Origin of the sequence: Paenibacillus pini JCM 16418, from assembly GCF_000576305.1 — a bacterium.
In the GTDB taxonomy this organism is placed as follows: domain Bacteria; phylum Bacillota; class Bacilli; order Paenibacillales; family Paenibacillaceae; genus Paenibacillus_AQ; species Paenibacillus_AQ pini.
The window spans coordinates 282,392-305,010 of the sequence record NZ_BAVZ01000003.1 but is presented as its reverse complement, the minus strand read 5'-3'; the positions used below and the strand labels follow the sequence as shown (position 1 = coordinate 305,010).

The window sequence follows — 22,619 nt, the reverse complement described above, 5'->3', positions numbered from 1 at the left end:
TTGAAGCTTGATATATCCATAATTGTATGACTTTCTTATATATTTGTATAATTGAATTAAATGAATAATACATTCAAAAATATTGAATAACATTGAGGGGAGAATCATGGATTTTAGAACACTTAAAACTTTTTTGATGATCGTGAAATACGGTAGTTTTAACCGCGCAGCCGAGGAAATGAATTATGTTCAATCCACCGTTACGATGCAAATGCAGAAGCTTGAAACCGAACTTGGAATGAAGTTAATCGAACGTGGGAAAACGATGCAATTATCCGAAGCAGGCCGGCTGTTTCACGAAGAGAGTATTCAAATTGTTAAGCGTATGGAGAAATTAGAAACAGATTTAGCGGATTTACAACGGGGTGAAGCGGGGCATGTACGTGTAGGAGTGACAGAACCGTCAGCAAGTTATCGATTGCCGAGTATCATACAGAGGTTTATGGCACAATATCCAAAAATTAAAATTTCATTAGTTGTAGCAAATACACCAACGTTAACTGAGCGTCTTCTCGAATGTGAGATTGATCTCGCACTTTGTTCAGCACCTGATTTAGGTTCGGATTTGTACTATGATCCATTGTTTAAGGAAGAATTTGTCGTTCTTTTACCGGAACATCATCCACTTACCTTGCAAGAATTTATTGCACCAGTTGATTTAAGAGACTACCGACTCCTTATTACGTCAGCAACTTGCCCATATCGTCGAAAGCTTGAGATGGTACTACATGGAACTGGAAAAATGCCCCTCGAAACGATGGAGATCGGTAGTATAACGGCTTTACAATATTATGTAGAATGTGGCTAGGGATCGCTCTTTTGCCCAATATTATATTGAATCCTGCGCCCAAGGGAACAACGATTCGAACAATAAATGAAGAGAGTCTTATCGATATGACATTCGGCATTCTTTCAAGATCATCCGACTATCCTCAGAACCAAGCAAGTTCAAAGCTATACCAGTATCTACGACAAGAGCTTAGAGGTTAATGGCTTCGGATGTGATTAGCTGCATCCACTAATCTACGCATACCTTGTTTAATTTGCGTTTCATTCACAAAGGAATAGCTTAAGCGAATCGATGAGTTTAATTCACGCGAGGGATCGAAGATCGTGCCAGGGACAAATGAGACAGATTGGCGAATACACTGATCCCATAACTCGGTTACAGAAATTTCAGCGGGTAACTTGACCCATAAGTTGAGACCGCCTTGTGGACTAACCCATTCCCACCCAGTCTGGGCTAATTCCTGTTCCATGATCTCTTTTCTAATCTGTAGCGCGGTGCGTAGTTTGTCTACATGCTGTTGCATTCGTTCTGACTTAAAGTAATGAAGAAATAACTTCTGATTAACTAAAGGAGATCCGTTATCTGCAAGAGATTTCAAAGTTATTAGCGAATCGATCAAGGAGCGCCTACCCAAAACAGCACAAACTCTTAGACCAGGTGCGATATACTTACTAAAACTTTTCAGGTAAATGACCCATCCATCTGTATCGTAGGTAAATATCGGCTGCGTAGGAATCTCATTAAAATACATATCGTGAAACGCATCATCTTCAATTAATAGACATTGGTATTGTTCCGCAAGCTCGACAAGTCTCTTTCGCTGAGCGGCAGGAATCGTATAACCAGTAGGATTATGAAACGTTGGATTCATATAGAAAAAACGTGGGCGAGACTCTCTCATAAAATGTTCAACTTGCTGCAAATCATAGCCATCTGGAGTAATATCTACGGGTAGAAACCGTGCCCCTTGCGCCCGGAAAACATCGAGTGCAACGCTGTATGTCGGCCGTTCTACGATGATGTTGTCGAGTGGTCTAATGAATAAGCGCGCTAGTAAATCAATGGCCTGCTGAGCGCCTGTCGTAATGAGTACTTCGTCTGGATCTAGATCTACCGGATGCTGCTCCATCATATATTGACAAAGCACTTCACGTAATTCCAGATCGCCTTGGGCAGAGGAATACGTTCCCATCATTTTGGGATAGATATCGAATACCTTCTTCACGTAATCAGAAAGAAATAGATTCGGTAATAAATTAGGATCAATCAAAGCTTGTGAGAATTGATACGTCGCAGGAACCCTATGAATTTTGGACATATCATTTTTAAAATGAATATGTGTAAAAATAGACGCATCAACTGTAAATGCATCATTTTGTTGTTCGGATGAGAGCGGACTTACGTAGTAACCGGATTTTTCCTTTACATAAGCTTTACCGTTTTGTTTAAGGAGCTGATACGCACGAAATACGGTGAGCCGGTGGATTTGAAATTCGTTCGCAAGTTGGCGAATGGAAGGGAGTTTGTCATGTGCTTGCCACTCACCCCGCTGCATCCTCGAAACGATATGATCATATATTTGGATGAATAATTGTTTATTTGCCCCCATAGCTGTATTCTTCAATTTACATCACCCTCTCTATTAACATTGTACACTACATTTTTGCTCATCTGTTCTACTAAACTTAATCTGTTCTATTCTTCGACTTGTATGCTAGGTACAGGGCAGGCAGGAAGGGGAATGGACATGATTATTTTCAATTATGTATTGATGTGTTTAATTTTTGGAACGACTTTTTTAGCGATCAAGGTAGGGATTGATGCATCCACACCACCTTTTTTCTCAGCAGGAATAAGGTTTTTTATTGCTGGTTTGGTGTTGTTCTTATGGATGGTGTGGAAGGGTAAAGCCAGGTTTTCTCTATTACTACAGAAAGAAATGCTAATTTCAGGTTTGTGTTTGACTTTTGGAACGTTCGCGATGTTGTACTGGGCTGAGCAGCATGTATCATCTGGTATAGCGGCAGTATTGTCTGCTACAGGACCTCTGATGATGCTGCTTATTCAGATAATCTTTTTGCGACAAAAGGTTACATTACGCTCCATTTTAGGTTGTATTGTCGGTTTTATCGGCGTTGTGCTTATGTTATTATCGAGTATTAACATATCGACGGATGTATGGTGGATGCTGGGTATGGGTGCCATATTAATCGGTGAAATTGGATACGCATCAGGTGCACTATACTCGAAAAGGGTTATTCAAAATATGCCAAAAGCATCACCAGTTGCACTTAATGCGGCTCAAATGATCTATGGGGGGTTCTCCTTATCATATTGTCTATATTTACAGAGGATGTGCAAATGGGTAGCCTTCTTAATCGAAATGCGCTTGGATCGCTTCTTTACTTAATCGTCATAGGATCCATGGTTGGACACAGTCTTTTCTACTGGCTTGTTGCTAAGACAAATCCGATGTTCCCGACAACCTGGCTTTATGTATCTCCAATGATTGCTATGGGTGTAGGATATTTGTTCTATCATGAAAAAGTATCAGGAATTTCTATGGCAGGCATGATTACTATCATCGTTGGTACACTGATCGCAAACTTAGATAGTTTCAATCAGTACATTCGGAGATCTAAGAAAATGCAACGATCCTCTGTGTTAGAAGAGGGAAATACCAGATGGAAAGTAACCAAATAGGGATGTTCAATTGTTAAATTTTAATATATAATCTGTTTCCTGACTTAAATAAACAGGAGGCGTTTGTAACAATGTATTCTAAACTAGCCAACCCTAAAATGCATGAGGACTGGGTATCTCCCCATTCCTATGGATGGTATGCACAGCTAGCAAAATCGACTGGAGAATATTCTTATCCATGGCATTGTACACAGACGGAGCCAAATGGGGAAAACATGTTTACAGAAGAAGTCTCACAGATTGTTGAAGGGAAAAAAGTGCTTGATGTTGGTTGTGGTCATGGTGACTTTACCATCCAATGGAGTTCAATAGTTAAGCAAATTGTAGGAATAGATGTTACCAATGAATTCGTCGTAGCTGGAAATAATCGTAATCTGAGTAGTGTGTTATTTGTTACGGCTAATACTAGAGATAGACTCCCATTTGAAACTGATGAATTTGATTGTGCTTACAACCGTAAAGGTCCTACCTCAGTTTACAGTGAATTAACAAGGGTTGTTAAAAAGGGAGGTATGATACGTAGTCTCCACCCCGGAGATCGGTTATCATCAGAATTGTCACAATGGTTTCCTAACTTATTTGAAGCTCTTACTAAAGGTACGCCGGTACTAAATACAATTAAAAGCCGCCTAGAACAAGCGATGTTTACACATTTTGATATCGAAAAGGTGGACCATATTCAGTATCTACATGAACCCATGGACGTGGTTAAATTACGTTGTTTTGGACAAAGTCCATCCGTTCATGAGATGGTTATTCAACAGAGCATGTCAGAAATCGAAAGAATATTTGAACATCATGCAAATGAACAAGGCTTACTAACCACCTTAGAGAATTATGTTGTTCGTGCTATGGTTTAGTTGCGGAGTAGAATGAACGGTTGCTGCGAGGAAGAGACAACATGGATATTAGAAACTTCGTGCAAGCGGATATTGAATTGCGCTTTTGAGCTTTCTTTGCTCTAATTTATAATGAAATTATGGTATTTCAACATATGAAAAATTCACAATAGAAATATCATTCCATATCTATATCATTTGCACATATCCATCATCCTCACGTATCTACAATTTTGACTAAAGTAAGTTTGCTATATACCCGCCGGAACATGGTTTTTTATAAATTATTATATTATTTTTCGAATGATTGAATGGTAGTTTCTTATTACGGGTAATGAAATGTCTTTTTGGAAGAAATAACATCATTGATATCATAAAAGGCCATGAAGTGGATCATCCCATTCATGGCCTTTTTGTTACTCCTGCTTTACTATTATTTAGCTTGAACGTCTTGCAATAAACGGAATAAGATAACTGCTGCTTCGGCACGTGTTAACTTGCCTGCAGGATTAAAGGAGTTATCTGGATTTCCTTTGAGATAGCCTTTACCAACTGCATAGGAGACAGCTGTCTTGGAGCTGCTAGATATTTTCCCTTGATCCTTAAATGTCAGCGAAATAGCTGAAGAAGTAAGATCGACCTTAAAAGATTGTGCAATGAGAACAGCTACTTCTTCACGAGTTAACTCATGTGTCGATCCTGCTTCAGCTGCTCGATCATTCCATGTCTTTCCTGTAGAGAGAAGTCGATCAAGTAATGTTAAAAATTCAGCTTGGCTTAGACGATCACTAGGTTTAAACGTATCTGCAGTATTCTTACCTGTGGCTAAAAAGTGAGAAGCAATGACTTCAATCTCATTCTTTGCCCAATGCGCCTTGATATCTGCAAAACTCTTTGAGATTTCTACTGTCGTAAATGAACCAAGATGATCAGCGTTAAAGAAAAGGGAATTTGCATGATTATTTCCTGTTCCCGCATAACTCCAAGTCCCATCCTTACCAAGAGTGAAAACACCTACCTTTTGACGGTCTTTTACTTTGGAGGAAGACAGATCTAAAGTGATTTTGATTGGAGCAGCAAGTGGGACAGTTGTCTCCTTAATATTCAATGAACCGGAAGTAAATACGCCAGTTCCTCCAGTAGGAGTTTGAATATTCCCGGTTGGAGTGTCACTGAATTGTAGTGTGATTTTGAGAATACCATTTGAAACGAAGCTGGCGATATCTCCGGCAGGAATCGTTAACTCGAATCCTTTACCTTTGATAATCAAATCCTTTTTGGAATCCTGAAGTAGTTTGGTTAGGCTGGAGCTTAACTGTATATTCAATGGGTGGTATGAACTTAAATCAATATCACTAATGTCGAAAGTAACTGTCTTAGAATCTTTAAGATTCAACTGTTCATTGACGTACGTACTGTCAACATTCAGCACGCCTGTGAGTGTGTCATCTTTGCCGGTCTCTGTTATGGATCCAGACTTGAATTTTTTCGCTTCTGGCAAAGTGGCGACTGGAGTCGTACTTGGTGCATAACTTGGAGTAGGTGGATAGTAAACATTTCCGCCTCCAGATCCTGGGTTCGGCTCAGGATTCGGATCGGCTTCCTTAGTCACTTTTACCGTTGTAGCGGCTAAACCCGTAACTGGAATGGATTCGTTCTTTTCATTTAGTAAGTTAACATTACTGATGTTAAATGTGTATGATCCTGCTGTGGCAGCAGTAAAGTTCAAATGTGCAAGTGTACCTACACGTACAGGATCCGTCAGTTTGAGTGAGTAATGTACTACTTTTGTACCGGTATCAGGGTTATTAGCATCTTGTGAAGAAGGAATAACTTCACCTGGAATACCTGGAGTGATCTTGGATAAAGTCAGATTACTGTTATACGTTACATCAAATTCTGCTGAATAGACGGCATCTTGTACCGAGAAATCAACATTTACATCAAATGCCTCTCCTGTTTTTACATCTTTCTTAGGTGCCGATAGATTTAGTTTGTTGCCTTCATTAGGCTGCTGAGCATTATCAATAACCGTTCTTGCAGGTTTTGCGAGTCCGTTGCCCGCTTCATCATAAACGAATAGATCATAAGAGTTGCTACCTGTAGCTTTTAAGGGAACATCAATGGTGAAGAGACCATCTTCATCAAGCTTACCTGTATATTCTTTATATCCCTCATCGGTTTGAGTACCAGCTTTAACATGGATCAGTTCGTTTAAATTAGTGCCGTCATAGAAATGATCAATAAGGAGATCAGCCATAATTTCACCGGAAATGGTTCCCGTACCCGGCTGTTCCGGATTTAGAACAATATGTTCTGGATCAAGTTTAAATTCAGGAGCAGTTGTATCAACAACGACACCCGCAGCTGATTTAGTAAGGAGTGCATCATCCCCTACAGCATAAGGGACGAGCGTATAATACCCATCTGTTAATGTTACTTTTTTATCATTAAGATCATGTATTGTTCCGTCCCAAGTATACGTATAATAATTTTGTTCAAGAGGCCATTTTTCGTCATAAATATAACCTATTGCATCGCCCGCTTCGTCATAAACAAAGAAGAGGTAATCATTAAGTTTCTTATTTACCGCGTAATATAGAGTTGTTGTATCTTTAACCTGATCACCATTCGGTGAGAGATAAGAAGGATCTATTTCTAGATTACTAATAGAGTCCAAGTTGTATTTAGCACCTACATAGACACTAAACGGAACATGAAGCTGATGACCCGTTGTAACTTCAGTGAGGAACAATTGTCCTTCATAGATACCATCTGTGGTTCCCGCTGGAATATTCAAGTTGACTGAAAAATCAACCGATGTTTGTTCAGCTTGAATACTTACCGTTGTATCACTAGGAGTCAACTCTAGTGAGGCTGCATTATTCCAGTCAATAGAAACGTTATATGTTTGGTCTTTATGACCAATGTTATCTAACGTTAATTGTTTCGAAGAATGACTACCTGCTGCTTGTTGACCAAAGGACAGGCTACCTGTAAAATAATCGATCCCCGTATCATCTTTACCGACGCCGTACACAGTATCTATAACTTTTACAATAGCCTCTGCTCCAAAGGCATTCTTCAAATCTACGCGTCCAGCACCTTGTTCATTAACGGCATAAGTCTTACCGTCGCGATTTCGAATCAGTGAAGCATTATTTGTGAGAAGAGCTTTAATTTGATCAGGTCCGAGATTTACTCCTTCTTCTCGAGTTTTTTCTAGCATCAGTACAGCTGAACCTGCAACATGTGGTGCTGCCATACTCGTACCTTGCAAGTCTTCATAAGCATCATCATAATTACCGTCAAAAGCCGGAATAGATGAACGGATACCAACACCCGGAGCCGTGATATCTGGCTTAATGGCATAGGAAGGAAGAGCAGGTCCTCTTGAACTTAAATCTGCTAATAAATCCTGTTCTTTCTTATAAGAGAAAGTCACATGGTTTTTTCCATCTTCTAATGCCTTCTTTAATTTCAATCCACTTTCCTGACTTATGGTGTAGGTAGGAGCAAATTGTCCAGGTTCACCTAAAGTGGCTCCTCCAATTTCGCCTGGAACATTGTTGTAGACGATGACGGCTTTGGCCTTGTGGGCTAAAGCGTTTTTTGATTTATCACCAAAGGATATTTTGCCACGAGAGATCAGGACGGTTTTACCTTCAACATCGAGACCGTTGTAGTCGGCTTCTTCACCTAAATTGGCAAATACAAGTTCTAAATCATCGCTTGCATTTTCAAGTTTAGGAGATAAGGCTGCTAGTGAAGCATAAGCAACATCGCCATTATCCGTTGTGAAAATGGGAGTTTGTTGAGGTGGAGTTGAAGCGCCAACAGAGATCGAAAGCTGCGAAGCGGCAGGAGTTCCCGTGGTGCTTTCCTTCGGCCCTTCATTACCATTGGATAATACGACGGTTACTCCCGCAAGTGAGGCATTATCTGCTGCAATGGCATCTGGTGAAAATTGATTATTCAGCTTAGAACCGAGTGAGAGGTTGATCACATCCATATGATCTTGAACTGCCCGTTCGATACCAGCAATGACATTCTCACTAGAGCCGCTACCGTAAGGACCTAGCACACGATACACATGCAGCTCTGCTTGTGGAGCTACACCACGAACCCAGCCTTTACCCGCTTCTGGATGATCGGGATTGCCTTGTCCAACAATAGTTCCCGATACATGCGTACCATGCTGCGTATCGTATGGTTTACCATCTTTCTTTGGTTTCGTGGCATCGGGCAAAGTTTCCATTGGATCGGAGTCATTATCTACGAAATCGTATCCACCTTTGTACGCACCCTTTAAGCTGGGGTGATTATAATCGATCCCTGTATCAATGACGCCTACTTTAATCCCTTTACCATACAAGCCATTATTCCATAATTGTTCAGCACCAATGAAAGGAGCACTCTCATCCATGTTAGGTTTAATATCGTGACTTACGGGCACAGGTAACGCTTCAAATTCTTCGTTGGGATAGACTGCTTTCACACCGGGCAAACGCAGCAGTGTATCGACTTGATTAGCAGGCAATGTAACCGAATATCCATTAAATACTTCCGAGTATTCTCGGCGTATTTGTGCATTAGCTTGTATTGCAGATCGAGCAAAGATTGAATGCTCTTGTTTTAAAATATTACTGTAATTTGTAACTGAAGATTTGGCTTTCGAAGAAGAGCTGGACTGAAATACTTTCAAAGGTTGATTCCTGAGTTCAACGATTACGGTTATTGGATTGCTGCTGTCCGTGTTACCTACATAATTTTCAGGCTGATCTGATATGGTATCACTGTTCAAAGTCAGAGGTGCTTTTAAAGCCGATTTAGGTAGTTTCAAGGAAGATGGAATTTTCAGTTTGGAAATATCGACGGTTGATTGGTGATCATTCACCTTGAATGAAGAAGCCGAAGAGGTACTTGGAAAAGCAACGCCCAACGCAAATATAGAACTGAACAGCAAGATCGAAGAAGTACGGAAAGGATGAGATTTTCTAATCAAATTTGCAGCCTCCTCTTGAAATAGGTTAAAGATTATTTTATGAAAATAATACGATTCGCCATCTATCCTCCTTATTAAAATTAATTAAACAATGGTAAAATGCATCTTTATTTTACAATTTTTACATTTTATTGGGATGGGACATGAGGAGGATATATATCACGGGAATTGTGATACGAATGCTGTCGATTAGAGAAGATAGAATTGTAATTAATTTGCATGTAAATGCTGAATGAAAGGGATCTATTGTAGTAAATAGCAAATAATTACGAGAGTGGCTTGTACATCTAGGTCTTTGAGAGGGGATATGTGCTTGAATTATGCTAAATGAATACGACAAATAGCCCCTTCATTCGATGTTGATTAGAATAAAGAGGGGAATTCAAGAAAAAGAAATGATGTGAAATGTTTACATTTTAATCGAAAATGAGGGTGAGATCGAAGAATAGTATAATTCATTCCACATCAGGGTGGCCAGTAACTTTGCATAAAGCCGAGTTAATGGCTTTTTCGCTCTATCAGATTATTATGGTTGTGCTTCTTATCCGATTCTACTCTGCATATAAATAGAAATAGAGTAATTTGCTGAAGGAGAGTGGACTTATGGACGAGCAGGTAAAACGGTATTATAAATTGAAACAGCAGCAGAAGGAGATCGAACAATCAATCAAGGAGCTGCGTGATCAAATTACGACTTTTTGTGAATCACAGGGAGAAAAGGAAGTTGAGGTTGGAGCCTATCGTGTGAAGCTGGTGCACCAATATCGTAAAGAATATGATGATGCGAAGCTCTATGATGCGTTACCTGATCCAGATGTGTGGCGCTTATTGTCTAAAGTAGATTCTTCTAAAGTCACTAGCCTTATTCAGTTGAAGGTGATCCCAGAAGAACGAATCAAAGATACGTATTCGTTGAAGCAGGTAACTCTCTTACATGTTGATAAGAAATAAAGGGGAGGCTGTCATCGTGACAGCCTTTGAAATGAATGAAACATATTTCATAAAAAACTCGTTGATCATAGTGAACGTTAAATGATGACGAGGGGATGAAATAGACGATGAAAAAGATATATATCTTAATATTTATAATAGGGGTTTCTTTAGTTTTTACAGGATGTTCAGAGAAGAAGGAATCTGTAAAAGTTATAAGCACTGAAAATTCTGCAATTAACAATTCGAATGCTACGCAACCATCAGATTCGAACAATACTGCTATTCAAAAGGGATTAGTAGGTAGTGTAAATGTAAAACAAGTGGGATCTGATACAATAGCTAGATATACATTCAGTAATCAAAGTAAAAAACAAATAACTGTAATTGGAGGAGCACGATATATATTAATAAAAGATAACAATGAAATCGAAAAGGGTTCGGTTCCAATAAAAGATTATATTGATTTGCAATATGGGCAGAGCTATACAGATGAAAAGACATTTAAGAATTTAGAGCCTGGGACTTATAGCATACAGGTGGAATGGGATCATGTAGAAGTGACGACTAATTTTACTCGTAATTAATATATAAATAAGTTGTCTCTACGATTTTATATGTAAAGGGAAAAGATTGTAACATTACTAGAAGCACTGTAACCCAACCCAGTGAAGAGGACGGAATTATTCTGAAGAAGCAAAGCGTTCGCCTTTGTCTCCAAATTTTCACTGCCAAGTGATCATTCAAGAAATTTGGAGACAACAGCGATCGTAAGAATAATCCGGCAGCGTAACGGACGGTCTTATGTCTATTCTTTATGCAGTTTTTTTATGTAACCATTTCCGACTTCACCCGCTTCCGAAAACTAAGGGGAGATACGCCCATAATGATTTTAAAGGTTCGCCCAAAGTGTGAGGTATTATCAAATCCAACTTTATCCGCAATCTCAGCTACATTATAGGTGGAGTTATTCAGGAGACCCCGTGCTTCTTTGATCCGAATATTATTGATGTACTCAATGAATGTGAAGCCGGTAACTTCTTTGAAGGTACGGCTGAGATAGGAGGGACTAATATCGAAATGCTGTGAAATATCGGTTAGCTTGATCTTATGCATATAATGTTCATTTACATAGTTAACAATATCAAAGATCTTCTTATGTGTGCGATTAGAATCTACAATCTGTTCCTGCTCATTATCAAATACTTTACGGTTCAAAAATAGAAGAAGCTCTAATAGTAGTATTTGTTGGTATTGCTCATATCCACGAGCTTTTTTCTCACCCTCACGAATCATTTTCTGGAAAAGGTTTTCTATAAAATGCTGATCTTGGCCACTCATCTTCAGGGCACTATATCCACTTTCAAAAAATGCGAGCAGATCGCTAATTTGAACACTAGTGAAGAATTGCTGTAGATATTCCTTTTTGAAAATCAGGGTTATGCGTTCAAAGGTGCTGTAACTGGAGTTCACCAATTTATGTAGCTCATTCTCATTTATGAACAAGAGGACGCCACCTACAACCTGATAGGTTTTGTCTCCTATAAAATAATAGATATCCCCGGATACGAGATACAATATTTCATATGCATCGTGATAATGCCTTGAAGGCATGCTGGTATACACCAGTTTCTTGCGGCTTACTTCTAACAATTCGCATTTATAAAAATCCGGTTTCATACAGCACCTCCTATAAGGGATTGTATGCTCCACCGTAACTCAAAGCAATATATGTATAAAAATTTAATATAAACAAGAGAATACGTGCTGATTCTTCAAACATTCATACGTTACACTAAAGTCGTATTTACACACATACTTAGAGGAGGATTATCATGCGCAACAGAGTTATTGCAGGAATTTGCAGTACCGTTCTTTCATGCAGTTTACTTATTGGATCTAGTGGAACTACATATGCGAGTGGAGCTACTACGGCGGCTGAGGTGCCATCAAACAAGCCTGTTAAGAACGTAATCTTGTTCATCACAGATGGGATGAGTTTATCTGACGTTAACTTAGCTAGATGGTATGGAGGAGGACAACCACTCACAATTGATAAATATTTCAGTGGTCTAGTGAGAACATATGCAACGGATTCGTTGACTACTGATTCTGCGGCAGGGGCTACAGCATATGCTACGGGCCATAAGGTGAAGACCGAAACGGTTTCGATTCTACCTGATAAAAGTACAATGCCGCTACTGGATACTGTGAAGAAAGAGGATATGAACAAACCGCTGCCTACGATCATGGATGCTGCTAGACTAGCTGGGAAAAGCACGGGTACCGTGTTTACATGTGAATTAACAGATGCAACGCCAGCTACATTCCTCAGTCATGCTTATACACGTGATAACGCGGGTTCAATCGCTGAGCAAATGGTATATAGCGGAGTAGATATTCTGCTCGGAGGTGGAGCGGGTTATTTGGTCCCTGGTAAAGAAGATATCAACCGTAAAGACGGAGAGGATTTAACCAAAGTCATCAAATCCAGTGGATATGAATACGTAACAGACAAAGCTGGATTGATGAATACGAAAACGAATAAAGTGTGGGGGATGTTCAATAAGGAAGCATTGGACGCAGACCTTGATTTAAATCCACAAAAGCAACCAAGTCTAGCTGAAATGACTAAAATTGCAGCAGAGAAGCTTTCTCAAAATGACAAAGGATTTGTCCTGATGGTTGAAGCGAGTCAAATTGACTGGTATGGTCATGATAACGACCCTGTGGGTATTGTGTCTGAAACATTAGCTTTTGACAGAGCGTTCAAAGCAGCCATTGATTTCGCTGAAAAAGATGGGAATACGGCGGTTGTATCCGTTTCTGACCATGCGACAGGCGGACTGAATATGACGAACTATGATGCAAACAAAGAATTAGTTTCTGTGCTAAAAAAAGCAAAACATACAAGCTATGGCTTTGAAGGCAACATTAATGAGAAGAATTTTAAGCAAGTGCTTGCTGACAACTATGGACTGACGAATTTAACAAAAGAAGAAGCAGATGCTGTTCGTGAAGGGTTGAAGGATAATCTGTCACCAGTAATCGGAAAAATTCTGGGAGCTAAAATCGGTGTGACATTCTCCACGGACGATCATACATCCGAAGAAATTGGATTGTTCGCCTATCATCCAACTAATTTCAAACCTACCGATTTCGCGAAGAGCGGCGTTATTCAGAATACCGATGTTAACAGGTACATCCAAGAGGTTACTGGACTTAACCTAACTGCTCTTGAAGACACTTTATTCGTAACCGCTGATAAGTTCAGAGCTAAGGGGGCTACTGTGACGCTCGACAAGACAGATAAAACGAATCCTGTGATTGTTGTGAAAAAAGGTGGTCAATTATTGAAGCTGCCAATGGATAAAAATATCGCAATGATGGATGGTAAAGCATTAAAGCTAAGCGCTTTGACAGTGATGATCAAAGATAAAGTATGGGTTTCTCAAGATGCAGTTGATTTGATTAACTAGCCTAAATAGCTCGAATAGAAGAAGGGGTTTATCTATCAGCTAAGGTTTTAATCTGGACTCAATGATGTTAAATTTTATATAATTTTGTAAAATAATAGAAGTGGGTTACCTACTTCTATTATTTTATTGGAGGTTATTATGGACATCTTCGCTGCTGCTAGTTCGGGACTATTTGTTTTTTTCTTAGTATCTTCAATAAAGTATATGCATAAGAAAAACGCATTGTTTTATACTTTATTAGCTTTGGCATCTTTCTTTGCAAGTGTGACAGTCTCAGAGGTCTTACCATATTTTTTGAGTAATAATGGTTTCACCTCTATAATATTTGGGATTGTCAGACAGCCTCTTCTTTTTAGATATAGCTTTAGACTATAACTAGATATAGTTTATTTCAGTTACACTATATCTCCGAATACATGATATCTTTCATATAACAATTTGATTTGTATAGGAGAGGTTTATAATGGCGAAAAGTAGTGTATTGGGATACCCACGGATTGGTGCAGACCGCGAATGGAAGAAAGCTCTCGAAGCGTTCTGGTCCGGTAAGCTTGAAGAATCGGAGTTTCACAGTCAGCTTCAGGCAATCCGCTTGAATCATTTGCGTAAGCAGCAAGAGAAGGGCATTGATTTTATAGCGGTAAATGACTTCAGCTATTATGATCATATACTTGATACGGCTACGATGTTCGGCATTATTCCAAAACGCTTTGCTTATGAGGGCGGGGCTGTTCCTTTATCTATTTATTATGGTATTGCTCGTGGGACGAAGGATGCAACAGCCAGCGAAATGACGAAATGGTTTAATACCAACTATCACTACATCGTGCCTGAATTGGATGGTGCAAATCCGTCAGTCACTGAAAATAGACCATTAATTGCATATCGAGAAGCCAAAGAAAAGCTAGGAATCGAAGGTAAGCCTGTGATTGTAGGGCCTTTAACCTTCCTGAAGCTATCCAAGGGATATCATCAATCAGAGACGGATGCTTGGCTGGAACGCTTGGTGCCACTTTATGTACAGATTTTACAAGAACTTGAGCATGAGGGAGTTCAGTGGGTACAAATTGATGAACCTATTCTTGTAACGAAATTAGATGCGGAAGATGTACAAAGACTGAAATCGATCTACGATACTTTTGCAGCGAAGGTTCCTAATCTGAATATTATGCTACAAACCTATTTTGAATCGGTAGAGAATTACAGTGATATCGTAACGTTACCTGTCAAAGGAATTGGACTAGATTTTGTGCACGGTTTAACTGGGAATATAGCGTCCATTAAGAAATTGGGCTTTCCTTCTGATAAGGTGCTGGGTGCAGGCGTTGTCGATGGCCGTGGTATCTGGAAGGCCTCACTACGTGACAAACTGGTACTTATAGAAGAATTGAGTGGGTTCGTTACTCCGGATCATCTTATTGTGCAGTCATCCTGTAGTTTACTTCATGTACCTGTTACGGTACAAAATGAGGTCAAGCTAATACCTGATTTAAAGAATGCTCTCGCATTTGCTGATGAGAAGCTAGACGAGCTTGTTCTGCTAGCGAAAGCATGCTCTGATAAGGCCTCGATCGAAGCTGAACTTGAAAAATGCGATCTTGCAATTCAGGCACTTAAGCTATCTGGTGAGCGTAATCGCAATGACATTCAGCATGCGGTAGCTATTATTAGCGAAGAGCAGCCTAAACGTAATCTACCTTTCTCAGAACGACATATTGCTCAACAGAATAAATGGCAATTACCTATTTTTCCGACGACAACCATTGGTAGCTTTCCGCAATCGGTAGAGGTGCGTAAGGCACGTCAATCTTGGCGCAAGGGAGTTTGGACGAACGAACAATATGCTAGCTTTATTCGAGATCAAATTGATATCTGGATTAAGCTGCAGGAAGAGATTGGGCTGGATGTTCTAGTACATGGTGAATTTGAACGGACAGACATGGTTGAATTTTTTGGTGAAAAGCTAGGTGGCTTTGCATTTACACAGTATGGATGGGTACAGTCTTACGGATCTCGTTGTGTGAAACCACCAATTATCTTTGGAGATGTAGCATTCGAAGAAGCAATGACGGTTGAAGAAACGAAGTATGCACAGTCGAAGACCAAACATCCTGTTAAAGGAATGTTGACCGGCCCGATTACAATTATGAACTGGTCCTTTGTTCGTGAGGATATCACTCGAGAACAAATTGCTTACCAACTGGCTTATGCTCTTAGACAAGAGGTAGAGGCCCTTGAAAATGCAGGCATTGGAATGATTCAAGTCGATGAGCCTGCTGTTCGTGAAGGATTGCCGCTTAAGGAGCAGGATCAAGCAGAATATCTGGCATGGGCAGTTAAGGCGTTCCGTATGACCACATGCACGGTTCAAGACACGACACAAATCCATACACATATGTGCTATTGTGAGTTCCACGACATGATTGATTCCATTGAAGCGATGGATGCAGATGTCATTTCAATTGAGACTTCTCGTAGTCATGGTGAATTGATTCATAGCTTTGAAGTGAATACGTATAAACTGGGTATTGGCTTAGGCGTATATGATATTCACAGTCCGCGTGTACCGCGAGTAGAGGAAATGACAAGTATGATCGAACGCGCGTTACGAGTTTTAGATCCTAAACTTTTCTGGATTAATCCAGATTGTGGTCTAAAAACTCGAGGCTTTGAAGAAACTGTTGAATCCTTGCGTAACATGGTCGATGCGACACAGATTGCTCGTGCTAAGCATTCACTGACGGTAAATTAAATAGCCTAGAACACAGAAAAAGTCGCGACAATGATCGCGACTTTTTCTGTGTTCAATTTAATAATGAGTGCTTATCATGCTACTTCTTCATTTTAGCAGAAGCTGCCGATAGCGTAAGAAAGCGTATTTGAAATACGGAATGAGTATTCACAGAAATTAATCATGGCTTAATTTATATAACTTAATAAGGTGAAAACGGCTCTAAAAAAACAGCGTATAACATATATTATACGCTGTTTCGTCTGTAAACGATTTTATTTGTGGATAATGACTAGTTATTCATAGAAATAGAAGGATTTTTATTACTTATTATGGTTATAAACCTATTTATTACAATTGATGTTTCGAAGATAAAAAATAGTCATTGGGGTGGGGTGACATCATATTAATTCCTTCGGTACCTTAACCACGACAATTTTGTGTTCGGTTAGAATAATTAAATATCCATTACTAATAAATATATTTCCAAATTGTGCTTCACCGGTTTTAACTTTACCCAGTGTTTTTCCTGTTGTGGAATTCAGGAGGTACACTTCTCCGTTCTCAATTCCTGCATAGATACCTTGACTGATGATCTGAATCTTTTGGACCTGACTTACAAAGCCATCGAATTTCATGACGGTATCTTGTGACATATTAACGCTAATGATTTCTTTATCTTTTTGAAAAAAGGCAAATCCGTTGATCGGACCGGCAACCCATTTCCCGAACGTTGAATAGCCTTTTGGTTCTACTTCGGAAGTTTGGCCCAATTGAAATCGATTGAGCGAAGCTTCGTCTTTGTCTAAATTGCCATCAGCCGTGTAAATATACGAGCCTTGAATCGAAGTGTAGAAGTTACCTAGTCTGAGAACATTGTCTAATGAATTATAATTTTCTTTTCTCGTAATCTTCCCGGTTGTTACATCTAGATACGTTAGAGTCATTAAATAGCCTTTGATCGGTGCGCTTGAAGCAATAAAAGGTACGTTAACTTGCTCCCTCAGAATGAGCTGCCCTTGCTGGTAGGAGACAAATGAATACATACCTTCTGCTCTCCAAAGTGTTTTTCCAGTAGAAGGATCGAGGCCGAAGTATTGTGTGCGAATATTATTGACTGTGCTAGACACAACAAGCACACCGTTATATTCACCGACAATGCTGCCAGCATACATAGGAATACCTTTATTTTCCCATATCATCTTTCCTGAGACCGGGTTGTACGTACTAATGCCGCCACTCTCATTTCGCAGGTATATAACTCCGTTCCTTAGAGTGGCGTGTGCGCCAATTTCTACAGGAGCCTTGGCTACCTTGACCTTCCAAATCAACTTTCCTGTCAAAGAATTTACTTTTACTAAATAACCTTCGAAATTAACGAAAAAAACGGAATTATTCGTTATAATTTGCGGATCTGCACTCTTGTTATAAGACCATTTCATTTTGCCTGTGGTGAGATTTGCGGCAATTATCTTCCCGTTCGAAGAATAATAGATCAGTCCATTGCTAATTTTGGGCAGAGTGTCATATATCCCGCTTCCGTCCGTTTTAGCTTGCCAAACTGGTTTCAGTACAGGAATAGATTCATTTATTTTAGTTGCTGAGGTGATTGAGGTTAGCGGGGCAGCGTTTATGCAGGTGTTGTTCGTTAATAATAGACCTGCTCCCAGAGAGAGAAGGGTGCTCGCTATAATGGTTTGTAGAACTAACTTTGAATGTTTCAACATGATCAGCTCCTTATAGAGTATCATTCTTATTGACGTTACAATACTTGGAAAGTTTTGAAAATTTAAAGATTATTTATCTAGTTACCATAATTATTATTATGTAAACTAAATAATGCGTTAATCAAGAATGTAAATCGTAATCTTTAAAAATTATAGCTACTGAACCCGAACGCTTTGTGTTGTTCAATGTGTATAGATATTAAAGAAGAAAGGGATGGTGGAATAGAAGTTGAAGGAGTATCTCATTACGGAGTTACAAGCTAGAGAAATGTTCGAAGAGCATTCTACCTATGTATATGGTATAGCACTGATGATTACAAAGTCACCGACGTTAGCGGATGATATCACTCAAGATACATTTTTGCGAACGTATGCTAAATATCATCTGTACGATGAGTCCAAGCCAATTAGACCGTGGCTGTACCGAATTACGGTGAACATGGCGAGAAATACACTTCGTAAGAAGACTTGGATGAGGCTGTTATCTGTTGTACCAGACAGTAAACGTGAGTTATCCGCAGAAAGTATTGTTATGCAAAACGCCATGCATCTACAATTATGGTCTTTAGTTATTCGCTTATCACAAAAGCAAAGAGAGGTAGTTACACTTCATTACTATGCTGAATTAGCCCTACCCGAGAGGGCTTCAATCCTTGGTATTCCGCTTGGAACCTGTAAATCCCGCTTACATGCGGCGTTAGAGAAACTAAGACTATTTAACGAACTAGAGTCTGAATTATGGGAACTAAGGGAGGGATTGAAATGAAATTGGACAAGAAGCCGGAGCTTGATCGTAGCGTAATGTATACAAATTTAAGTGCAAGTCTTCAACAAGAAGCTAGAGAATTCCTAGAAAAACAGAAGTTTTCTGTACCATTTGATGATGTATGGACACTACATATAAATACGCAAGAGGGAACAAATAAGAAGTATATATGTTCACCTTTTGTCAAATGGAGTCTGGGCATTGCAACGGCAGCACTCATTTGCTTCAGCATATTAATAGGTAGTGGATTTATGTATCCTCAGGTCGCTGAAGCATTGCGCCAGATACCTTTTTTCGATTATTTATATGCCAAGGGTGGATATCCAGGTGGACTTCAGCAAATCGAAAAAAAGAATCTAAGTACACAGGCAAATGCTACTATTATAGATCAGAAAATCAAGTTTACAATGGTTGATATTTTTTACGATGGGATGCAAGTCGTGTTGAATTATGAGGTGAATTATCCTGAGTCCTCACCTAAGATTACTGAAAAAGACGCCTCTGTATATTACGATACTAACTTTGTAGGAATTCAACCTTCGACAATAGGAACACATCAATTTACCATTACAGGTGATCATAGCTTTGTGGGTACTACGCTCATGAGCTTTGGGGATTCTGATTTACCAGATAAGGTACAACTGCATATGTCTATCAGCAAAATCGGAAGGATTAATGGAAAATGGGATGTTACTGTGCCTTTGAGTAAAGAAAAAAGCGATGCTTTGACAACTACTTTTCATCCTAATAAGGAATTTGTTTTTATGAATAAAAAATATTTGGTTGAAAAGCTAGTGTTTGGTCCGGCCAATACTCAGTTATTGATTAAGGGGGGATTCGACGTTCCGAATGATGTATATGTTATCATTGAAGATGATCTTGGAACCCTTATAAATATGCAAGGAGGGAGCGGGAGTAGTCGGAAACATATGCAGAATAATTTCTCTCCTCTATCTGAACTGAACCCAAGGCCGAAATACGTCACGCTAATCATAGGTGAAGTCATTCGTATCACTAAAGATATTGAACAGTATCAAGATCGAGCACCGTTTAATAATACATTTCCATTGGTACTAAAAGGGGATCAAGGAGGGGAAATAACGTTAACATATATTGAATTTCAGGAGAAACAAACCGTGGTTTATTATAAAGTCAATCAATCGGCGAGCCAGAGTACGAGTCTAATGTTTGAAGATAATAAAGGAGGAATGATCTTTGCTAAGGAACGCCCTATTCGAATTTCCAAGGACTCCCTCTACTTTAAATTGATATTCCCCAAGATGAATGAGCATGATGTGGCTGAAATTATTACACAACAATTTTCATATCCCCCAGATCGAGAAATGCTTAGAATTAAAATTCCACTGATTTGGAAATAGAAACAGTCTAGTTCTTATGACAATGGAATAAATCACGTCAATTAATACAATGCCGCGCAAACCCTTGCTATTTAAGGATCAAGTGCGGTTTTTCCCTATTCTATGGTACAATAGATTGTCATAAACAAGGGGGGAAAGGTTTAATGGATGTAAACGAAGAGTACGAAGAAGAGCTGGAAGCCTTTCTAATATGGATGAAGGATGCTGGATACACCCCCTATACTCAGAAGTCCTATTTAGCGGATGTTCGGCAGTTTTTACAAAGTCTGAAGGATAAGAAGCTTGAGGCTGTTAAAAAAATGCATGTTGTTTCTTATCTTTCATCTGTTCGTGAACGAGGAGTTAGCGACAGTACGCGTAACCGTAAACATGCTTCAGTGAACTGTTTCTTCAAAGCCTTGATCGAACTCGAAATCCATACTGCGAACCCAGCGGAAGGAATTAAGAAGTCCAAAACGGATAAAAACCGTGCCCCTGTATTTCTCGCTGAGAGTGATTTAGGTAAATTTATGCGTTCCATTGAAGGTAAATATAAACTTAGAAATACAGCTATTTTCTTATTAATGGGTTATATGGGGCTACGTGTAGGGGAAGTAAATACCTTAAATGTTGGCGATTTTAATCCGGATCGAAGTACACTAGATGTGTTTGGTAAAGGACGTAAGTGGCGCACACTTCCAGTTCCAGAATCCGTAAATCATATATTGCAACAAGCTCTAGCAGAGCGATTAGACCCATGGAGAGCAAAAGAAGATGCGATGTTCATCTCACAAAAAGGACGGAGACTGTCCATACGAAATATCCAGCAAATTGCTGCGGATTCCTTCGATCAGTTCCAGAGCGGAATACCTCAATATCAAAAAATACCTTATTCTAGCCATAAACTTCGGCACTCTTTTGCAACTATGCTTCTGCGTAAAGGTGCTGACCTGCGCACAGTGCAGGAATTACTTGGTCATTCCTCCATTCAAACGACTACGGTATATACACATATTACGAGTCGAGAAAAGGAAGAGGCTATGGCTAAGTTAGATTTAGAGCTACCTAATTTTTAGTTAACAGTAAAAATATTATGTAAACTTAATTATGTTAATTAATTTATATATGCTATGGAGCTATACGTCGTTGACATTGAAGAAATATAAAGGAGCATTTAGATGAAATTTGATGTGCAATATTTATCTTTTTTTGTAATTAAAGTGGACGGTAAGGAAGGACAAACTGATAAATCGTACAAGCATTATCAAACAATGGATGGTTATGAATATTTAGATAGTGATATTAAAAAGTTTCTCGATGGTGAGTTTACGAGGATTAGTAAGCGTAAGGTTGAGAAATACCCAAATACAGAACAAGCTCCAACGAAAATAGGACGTTTTATCGTTGAACCTGGACATGAACTCACTAGTAACCCGAACTTTAATATGCTCGTTCGACTTCGTACAGTGGACGACAAGGAAGATTATAAGAATGCTTGTGATGATCTATTGAGAATTTATTTGGATACCAGTCGGTACGAGGTGGCGCCCTAATCGTTGTCCAAGCTGCTCTAACAACACATCCAGATGATCCTTTTATTTTTGTACTAAAATGTGATTTTGAAAGTAAAATTGCCCGAATCTCGGAGAAGAATCTAGTCAAAGAAGTTGAGATGGCTATTAGTGCACGTAATATGAAGTCCATCCAATATCCTTATATGCCTGAAGAAGGCATGTTTGAAGAATGGGAACTTAAGATTCACCAGTCCTCTCATGCTCGTTATTTTGAAGATTTCTTGAAATTTGTGACGTACGAGCAGTCCATCCCCGAAATTGTAAATGAGCATGTGATGGAGTTTGTACAGACCTATGTTGAGAATAAGTGGCCAGATGCAACTCATGAAGATCGCCAAAAGGAAGAGAAATCGCTCGAACTATGGGCGGCTGGGGATAAGCGTGATTTACAGGAGAAATGGGAACCCATTCAAGTTGCTGAGGCAGCGAGTCGCATTGTGGAAATTAAACCGGAAATTGAAATCAAATTTAAGCTTGGTGAGACCTTCATTAAGGGACTCTTAGCCGATTATGGTGATAAAATTCATCTGACTAAACTTCGTGATGGCTACGCGGTCATTATTGAAGGAGACGGTTTTATTTTTGATAAAGGGTACTCTCCCGTAGAATTACTTCAACCAGAGAGCTTCCGCGTTGTAGCAGAACGGCTATTACAAGCCAAACCTCTCGAGGGCGAAGAAGAAGTGGAATAATAATAGCTTTTCAGTCATGAATAAT

At 39.3% G+C, this 22,619-nt stretch carries 14 protein-coding genes and 2 pseudogenes; 12 read left to right on the top strand and 4 right to left on the bottom strand.

The window, feature by feature from the left end; translation table 11 throughout:
- Window positions 1-106: 106 nt before the first annotated feature.
- Window positions 107-990: pseudogene (locus JCM16418_RS06725) on the top strand (LysR family transcriptional regulator).
- Here the strand turns inward: JCM16418_RS06725 and JCM16418_RS06720 are convergent.
- Entirely contained in the window at window positions 987-2,399 is a 1,413-nt protein-coding gene (locus JCM16418_RS06720; RefSeq protein WP_036647187.1) for an aminotransferase-like domain-containing protein, read from the bottom strand. The pseudogene JCM16418_RS06725 and the gene JCM16418_RS06720 sit on opposite strands and share 4 nt — an antisense overlap.
- A gap of 138 nt (window positions 2,400-2,537) precedes the next feature.
- Here JCM16418_RS06720 and JCM16418_RS06715 point away from each other — a divergent pair, with 138 nt between their 5' ends.
- The 3 genes from JCM16418_RS06715 to JCM16418_RS06710 all read left to right on the top strand — a co-directional run bounded on the left by JCM16418_RS06715 (window position 2,538) and on the right by JCM16418_RS06710 (window position 4,353).
- Window positions 2,538-3,200: a DMT family transporter gene (locus JCM16418_RS06715; protein WP_306304755.1), complete on the top strand. Its 663-nt coding sequence runs from the start codon at window positions 2,538-2,540 to the stop codon at window positions 3,198-3,200.
- Window positions 3,125-3,493, top strand: coding sequence for an EamA family transporter (locus JCM16418_RS26595; RefSeq protein ID WP_306304754.1), 369 nt, complete (start codon window positions 3,125-3,127; stop codon window positions 3,491-3,493). The genes JCM16418_RS06715 and JCM16418_RS26595 overlap by 76 nt, the downstream gene beginning before the upstream one ends.
- Before the next feature lie 71 nt (window positions 3,494-3,564).
- Entirely contained in the window at window positions 3,565-4,353 is a 789-nt protein-coding gene (locus JCM16418_RS06710; RefSeq protein ID WP_036647084.1) for a class I SAM-dependent methyltransferase, read from the top strand.
- 412 nt (window positions 4,354-4,765) lie between these two features.
- On the opposite strand, the gene JCM16418_RS06705 is transcribed toward JCM16418_RS06710, so the two are convergent.
- Complete coding sequence (locus JCM16418_RS06705; protein ID WP_052020093.1) at window positions 4,766-9,337, bottom strand: S8 family serine peptidase; 4,572 nt, start codon at window positions 9,335-9,337, stop codon at window positions 4,766-4,768.
- Window positions 9,338-9,940: 603 nt separating this feature from the next.
- On the opposite strand from JCM16418_RS06705, the gene JCM16418_RS06700 reads away from it, so the two are divergent.
- Complete coding sequence (locus JCM16418_RS06700; protein WP_036647083.1) at window positions 9,941-10,288, top strand: hypothetical protein; 348 nt, start codon at window positions 9,941-9,943, stop codon at window positions 10,286-10,288.
- A 107-nt stretch (window positions 10,289-10,395) separates the two neighbouring features.
- A complete protein-coding gene (locus JCM16418_RS06695) occupies window positions 10,396-10,854 on the top strand; it encodes a hypothetical protein (protein WP_036647082.1) in 459 nt (152 codons plus the stop codon).
- A 241-nt stretch (window positions 10,855-11,095) separates the two neighbouring features.
- On the opposite strand, the gene JCM16418_RS06690 is transcribed toward JCM16418_RS06695, so the two are convergent.
- The gene (locus tag JCM16418_RS06690) at window positions 11,096-11,947 is read right to left on the bottom strand and encodes an AraC family transcriptional regulator (RefSeq protein WP_036647081.1); all 852 of its coding nucleotides are present in this window, start codon (window positions 11,945-11,947) and stop codon (window positions 11,096-11,098) included.
- Window positions 11,948-12,102: 155 nt separating this feature from the next.
- On the opposite strand from JCM16418_RS06690, the gene JCM16418_RS06685 reads away from it, so the two are divergent.
- Complete coding sequence (locus JCM16418_RS06685; protein WP_052020092.1) at window positions 12,103-13,746, top strand: alkaline phosphatase; 1,644 nt, start codon at window positions 12,103-12,105, stop codon at window positions 13,744-13,746.
- Window positions 13,747-14,209: 463 nt separating this feature from the next.
- On the top strand, window positions 14,210-16,498 hold the full coding sequence (gene metE / locus JCM16418_RS06675; RefSeq protein ID WP_036647079.1) for a 5-methyltetrahydropteroyltriglutamate--homocysteine S-methyltransferase: 2,289 nt from the start codon (window positions 14,210-14,212) through the stop codon (window positions 16,496-16,498).
- A 380-nt stretch (window positions 16,499-16,878) separates the two neighbouring features.
- Here the strand turns inward: metE and JCM16418_RS06670 are convergent, their stop codons facing one another.
- Window positions 16,879-18,204 carry an outer membrane protein assembly factor BamB gene (locus tag JCM16418_RS06670; protein ID WP_036647078.1) on the bottom strand — a complete coding sequence of 442 codons (1,326 nt, stop codon included), beginning with the start codon at window positions 18,202-18,204 and terminating at the stop codon, window positions 16,879-16,881.
- Between the two features lie 229 nt (window positions 18,205-18,433).
- Here JCM16418_RS06670 and JCM16418_RS06665 point away from each other — a divergent pair, with 229 nt between their 5' ends.
- The 4 genes and pseudogenes from JCM16418_RS06665 (at window position 18,434) to JCM16418_RS06650 (ending at window position 22,594) form a co-directional block, all read left to right on the top strand.
- The gene (locus tag JCM16418_RS06665) at window positions 18,434-18,970 is read left to right on the top strand and encodes an RNA polymerase sigma factor (RefSeq protein ID WP_052020091.1); all 537 of its coding nucleotides are present in this window, start codon (window positions 18,434-18,436) and stop codon (window positions 18,968-18,970) included.
- On the top strand, window positions 18,967-20,349 hold the full coding sequence (locus tag JCM16418_RS06660; RefSeq protein WP_036647077.1) for a DUF4179 domain-containing protein: 1,383 nt from the start codon (window positions 18,967-18,969) through the stop codon (window positions 20,347-20,349). Before JCM16418_RS06665 ends, JCM16418_RS06660 begins: the two co-directional genes overlap by 4 nt.
- A 143-nt stretch (window positions 20,350-20,492) precedes the next feature.
- Window positions 20,493-21,404: a tyrosine-type recombinase/integrase gene (locus tag JCM16418_RS06655; protein WP_052020090.1), complete on the top strand. Its 912-nt coding sequence runs from the start codon at window positions 20,493-20,495 to the stop codon at window positions 21,402-21,404.
- A gap of 102 nt (window positions 21,405-21,506) precedes the next feature.
- Window positions 21,507-22,594 (top strand): annotated as a pseudogene (locus JCM16418_RS06650) (DUF3900 domain-containing protein).
- Window positions 22,595-22,619: the final 25 nt, after the last annotated feature.

What these genes read in the sequence shown, in the direction of transcription:
- JCM16418_RS06720 (WP_036647187.1), bottom strand. Translation starts at nt 2,399, where the DNA reads ATGGGGGCAAATAAACAATTATTCATCCAAATATATGATCATATCGTT.
- JCM16418_RS06715 (WP_306304755.1), top strand. Translation starts at nt 2,538, where the DNA reads ATGATTATTTTCAATTATGTATTGATGTGTTTAATTTTTGGAACGACT.
- JCM16418_RS06710 (WP_036647084.1), top strand. Translation starts at nt 3,565, where the DNA reads ATGTATTCTAAACTAGCCAACCCTAAAATGCATGAGGACTGGGTATCT.
- JCM16418_RS06700 (WP_036647083.1), top strand. Translation starts at nt 9,941, where the DNA reads ATGGACGAGCAGGTAAAACGGTATTATAAATTGAAACAGCAGCAGAAG.
- JCM16418_RS06695 (WP_036647082.1), top strand. Translation starts at nt 10,396, where the DNA reads ATGAAAAAGATATATATCTTAATATTTATAATAGGGGTTTCTTTAGTT.
- JCM16418_RS06690 (WP_036647081.1), bottom strand. Translation starts at nt 11,947, where the DNA reads ATGAAACCGGATTTTTATAAATGCGAATTGTTAGAAGTAAGCCGCAAG.
- JCM16418_RS06685 (WP_052020092.1), top strand. Translation starts at nt 12,103, where the DNA reads ATGCGCAACAGAGTTATTGCAGGAATTTGCAGTACCGTTCTTTCATGC.
- metE (WP_036647079.1), top strand. Translation starts at nt 14,210, where the DNA reads ATGGCGAAAAGTAGTGTATTGGGATACCCACGGATTGGTGCAGACCGC.
- JCM16418_RS06670 (WP_036647078.1), bottom strand. Translation starts at nt 18,204, where the DNA reads ATGTTGAAACATTCAAAGTTAGTTCTACAAACCATTATAGCGAGCACC.
- JCM16418_RS06660 (WP_036647077.1), top strand. Translation starts at nt 18,967, where the DNA reads ATGAAATTGGACAAGAAGCCGGAGCTTGATCGTAGCGTAATGTATACA.
- JCM16418_RS06655 (WP_052020090.1), top strand. Translation starts at nt 20,493, where the DNA reads ATGGATGTAAACGAAGAGTACGAAGAAGAGCTGGAAGCCTTTCTAATA.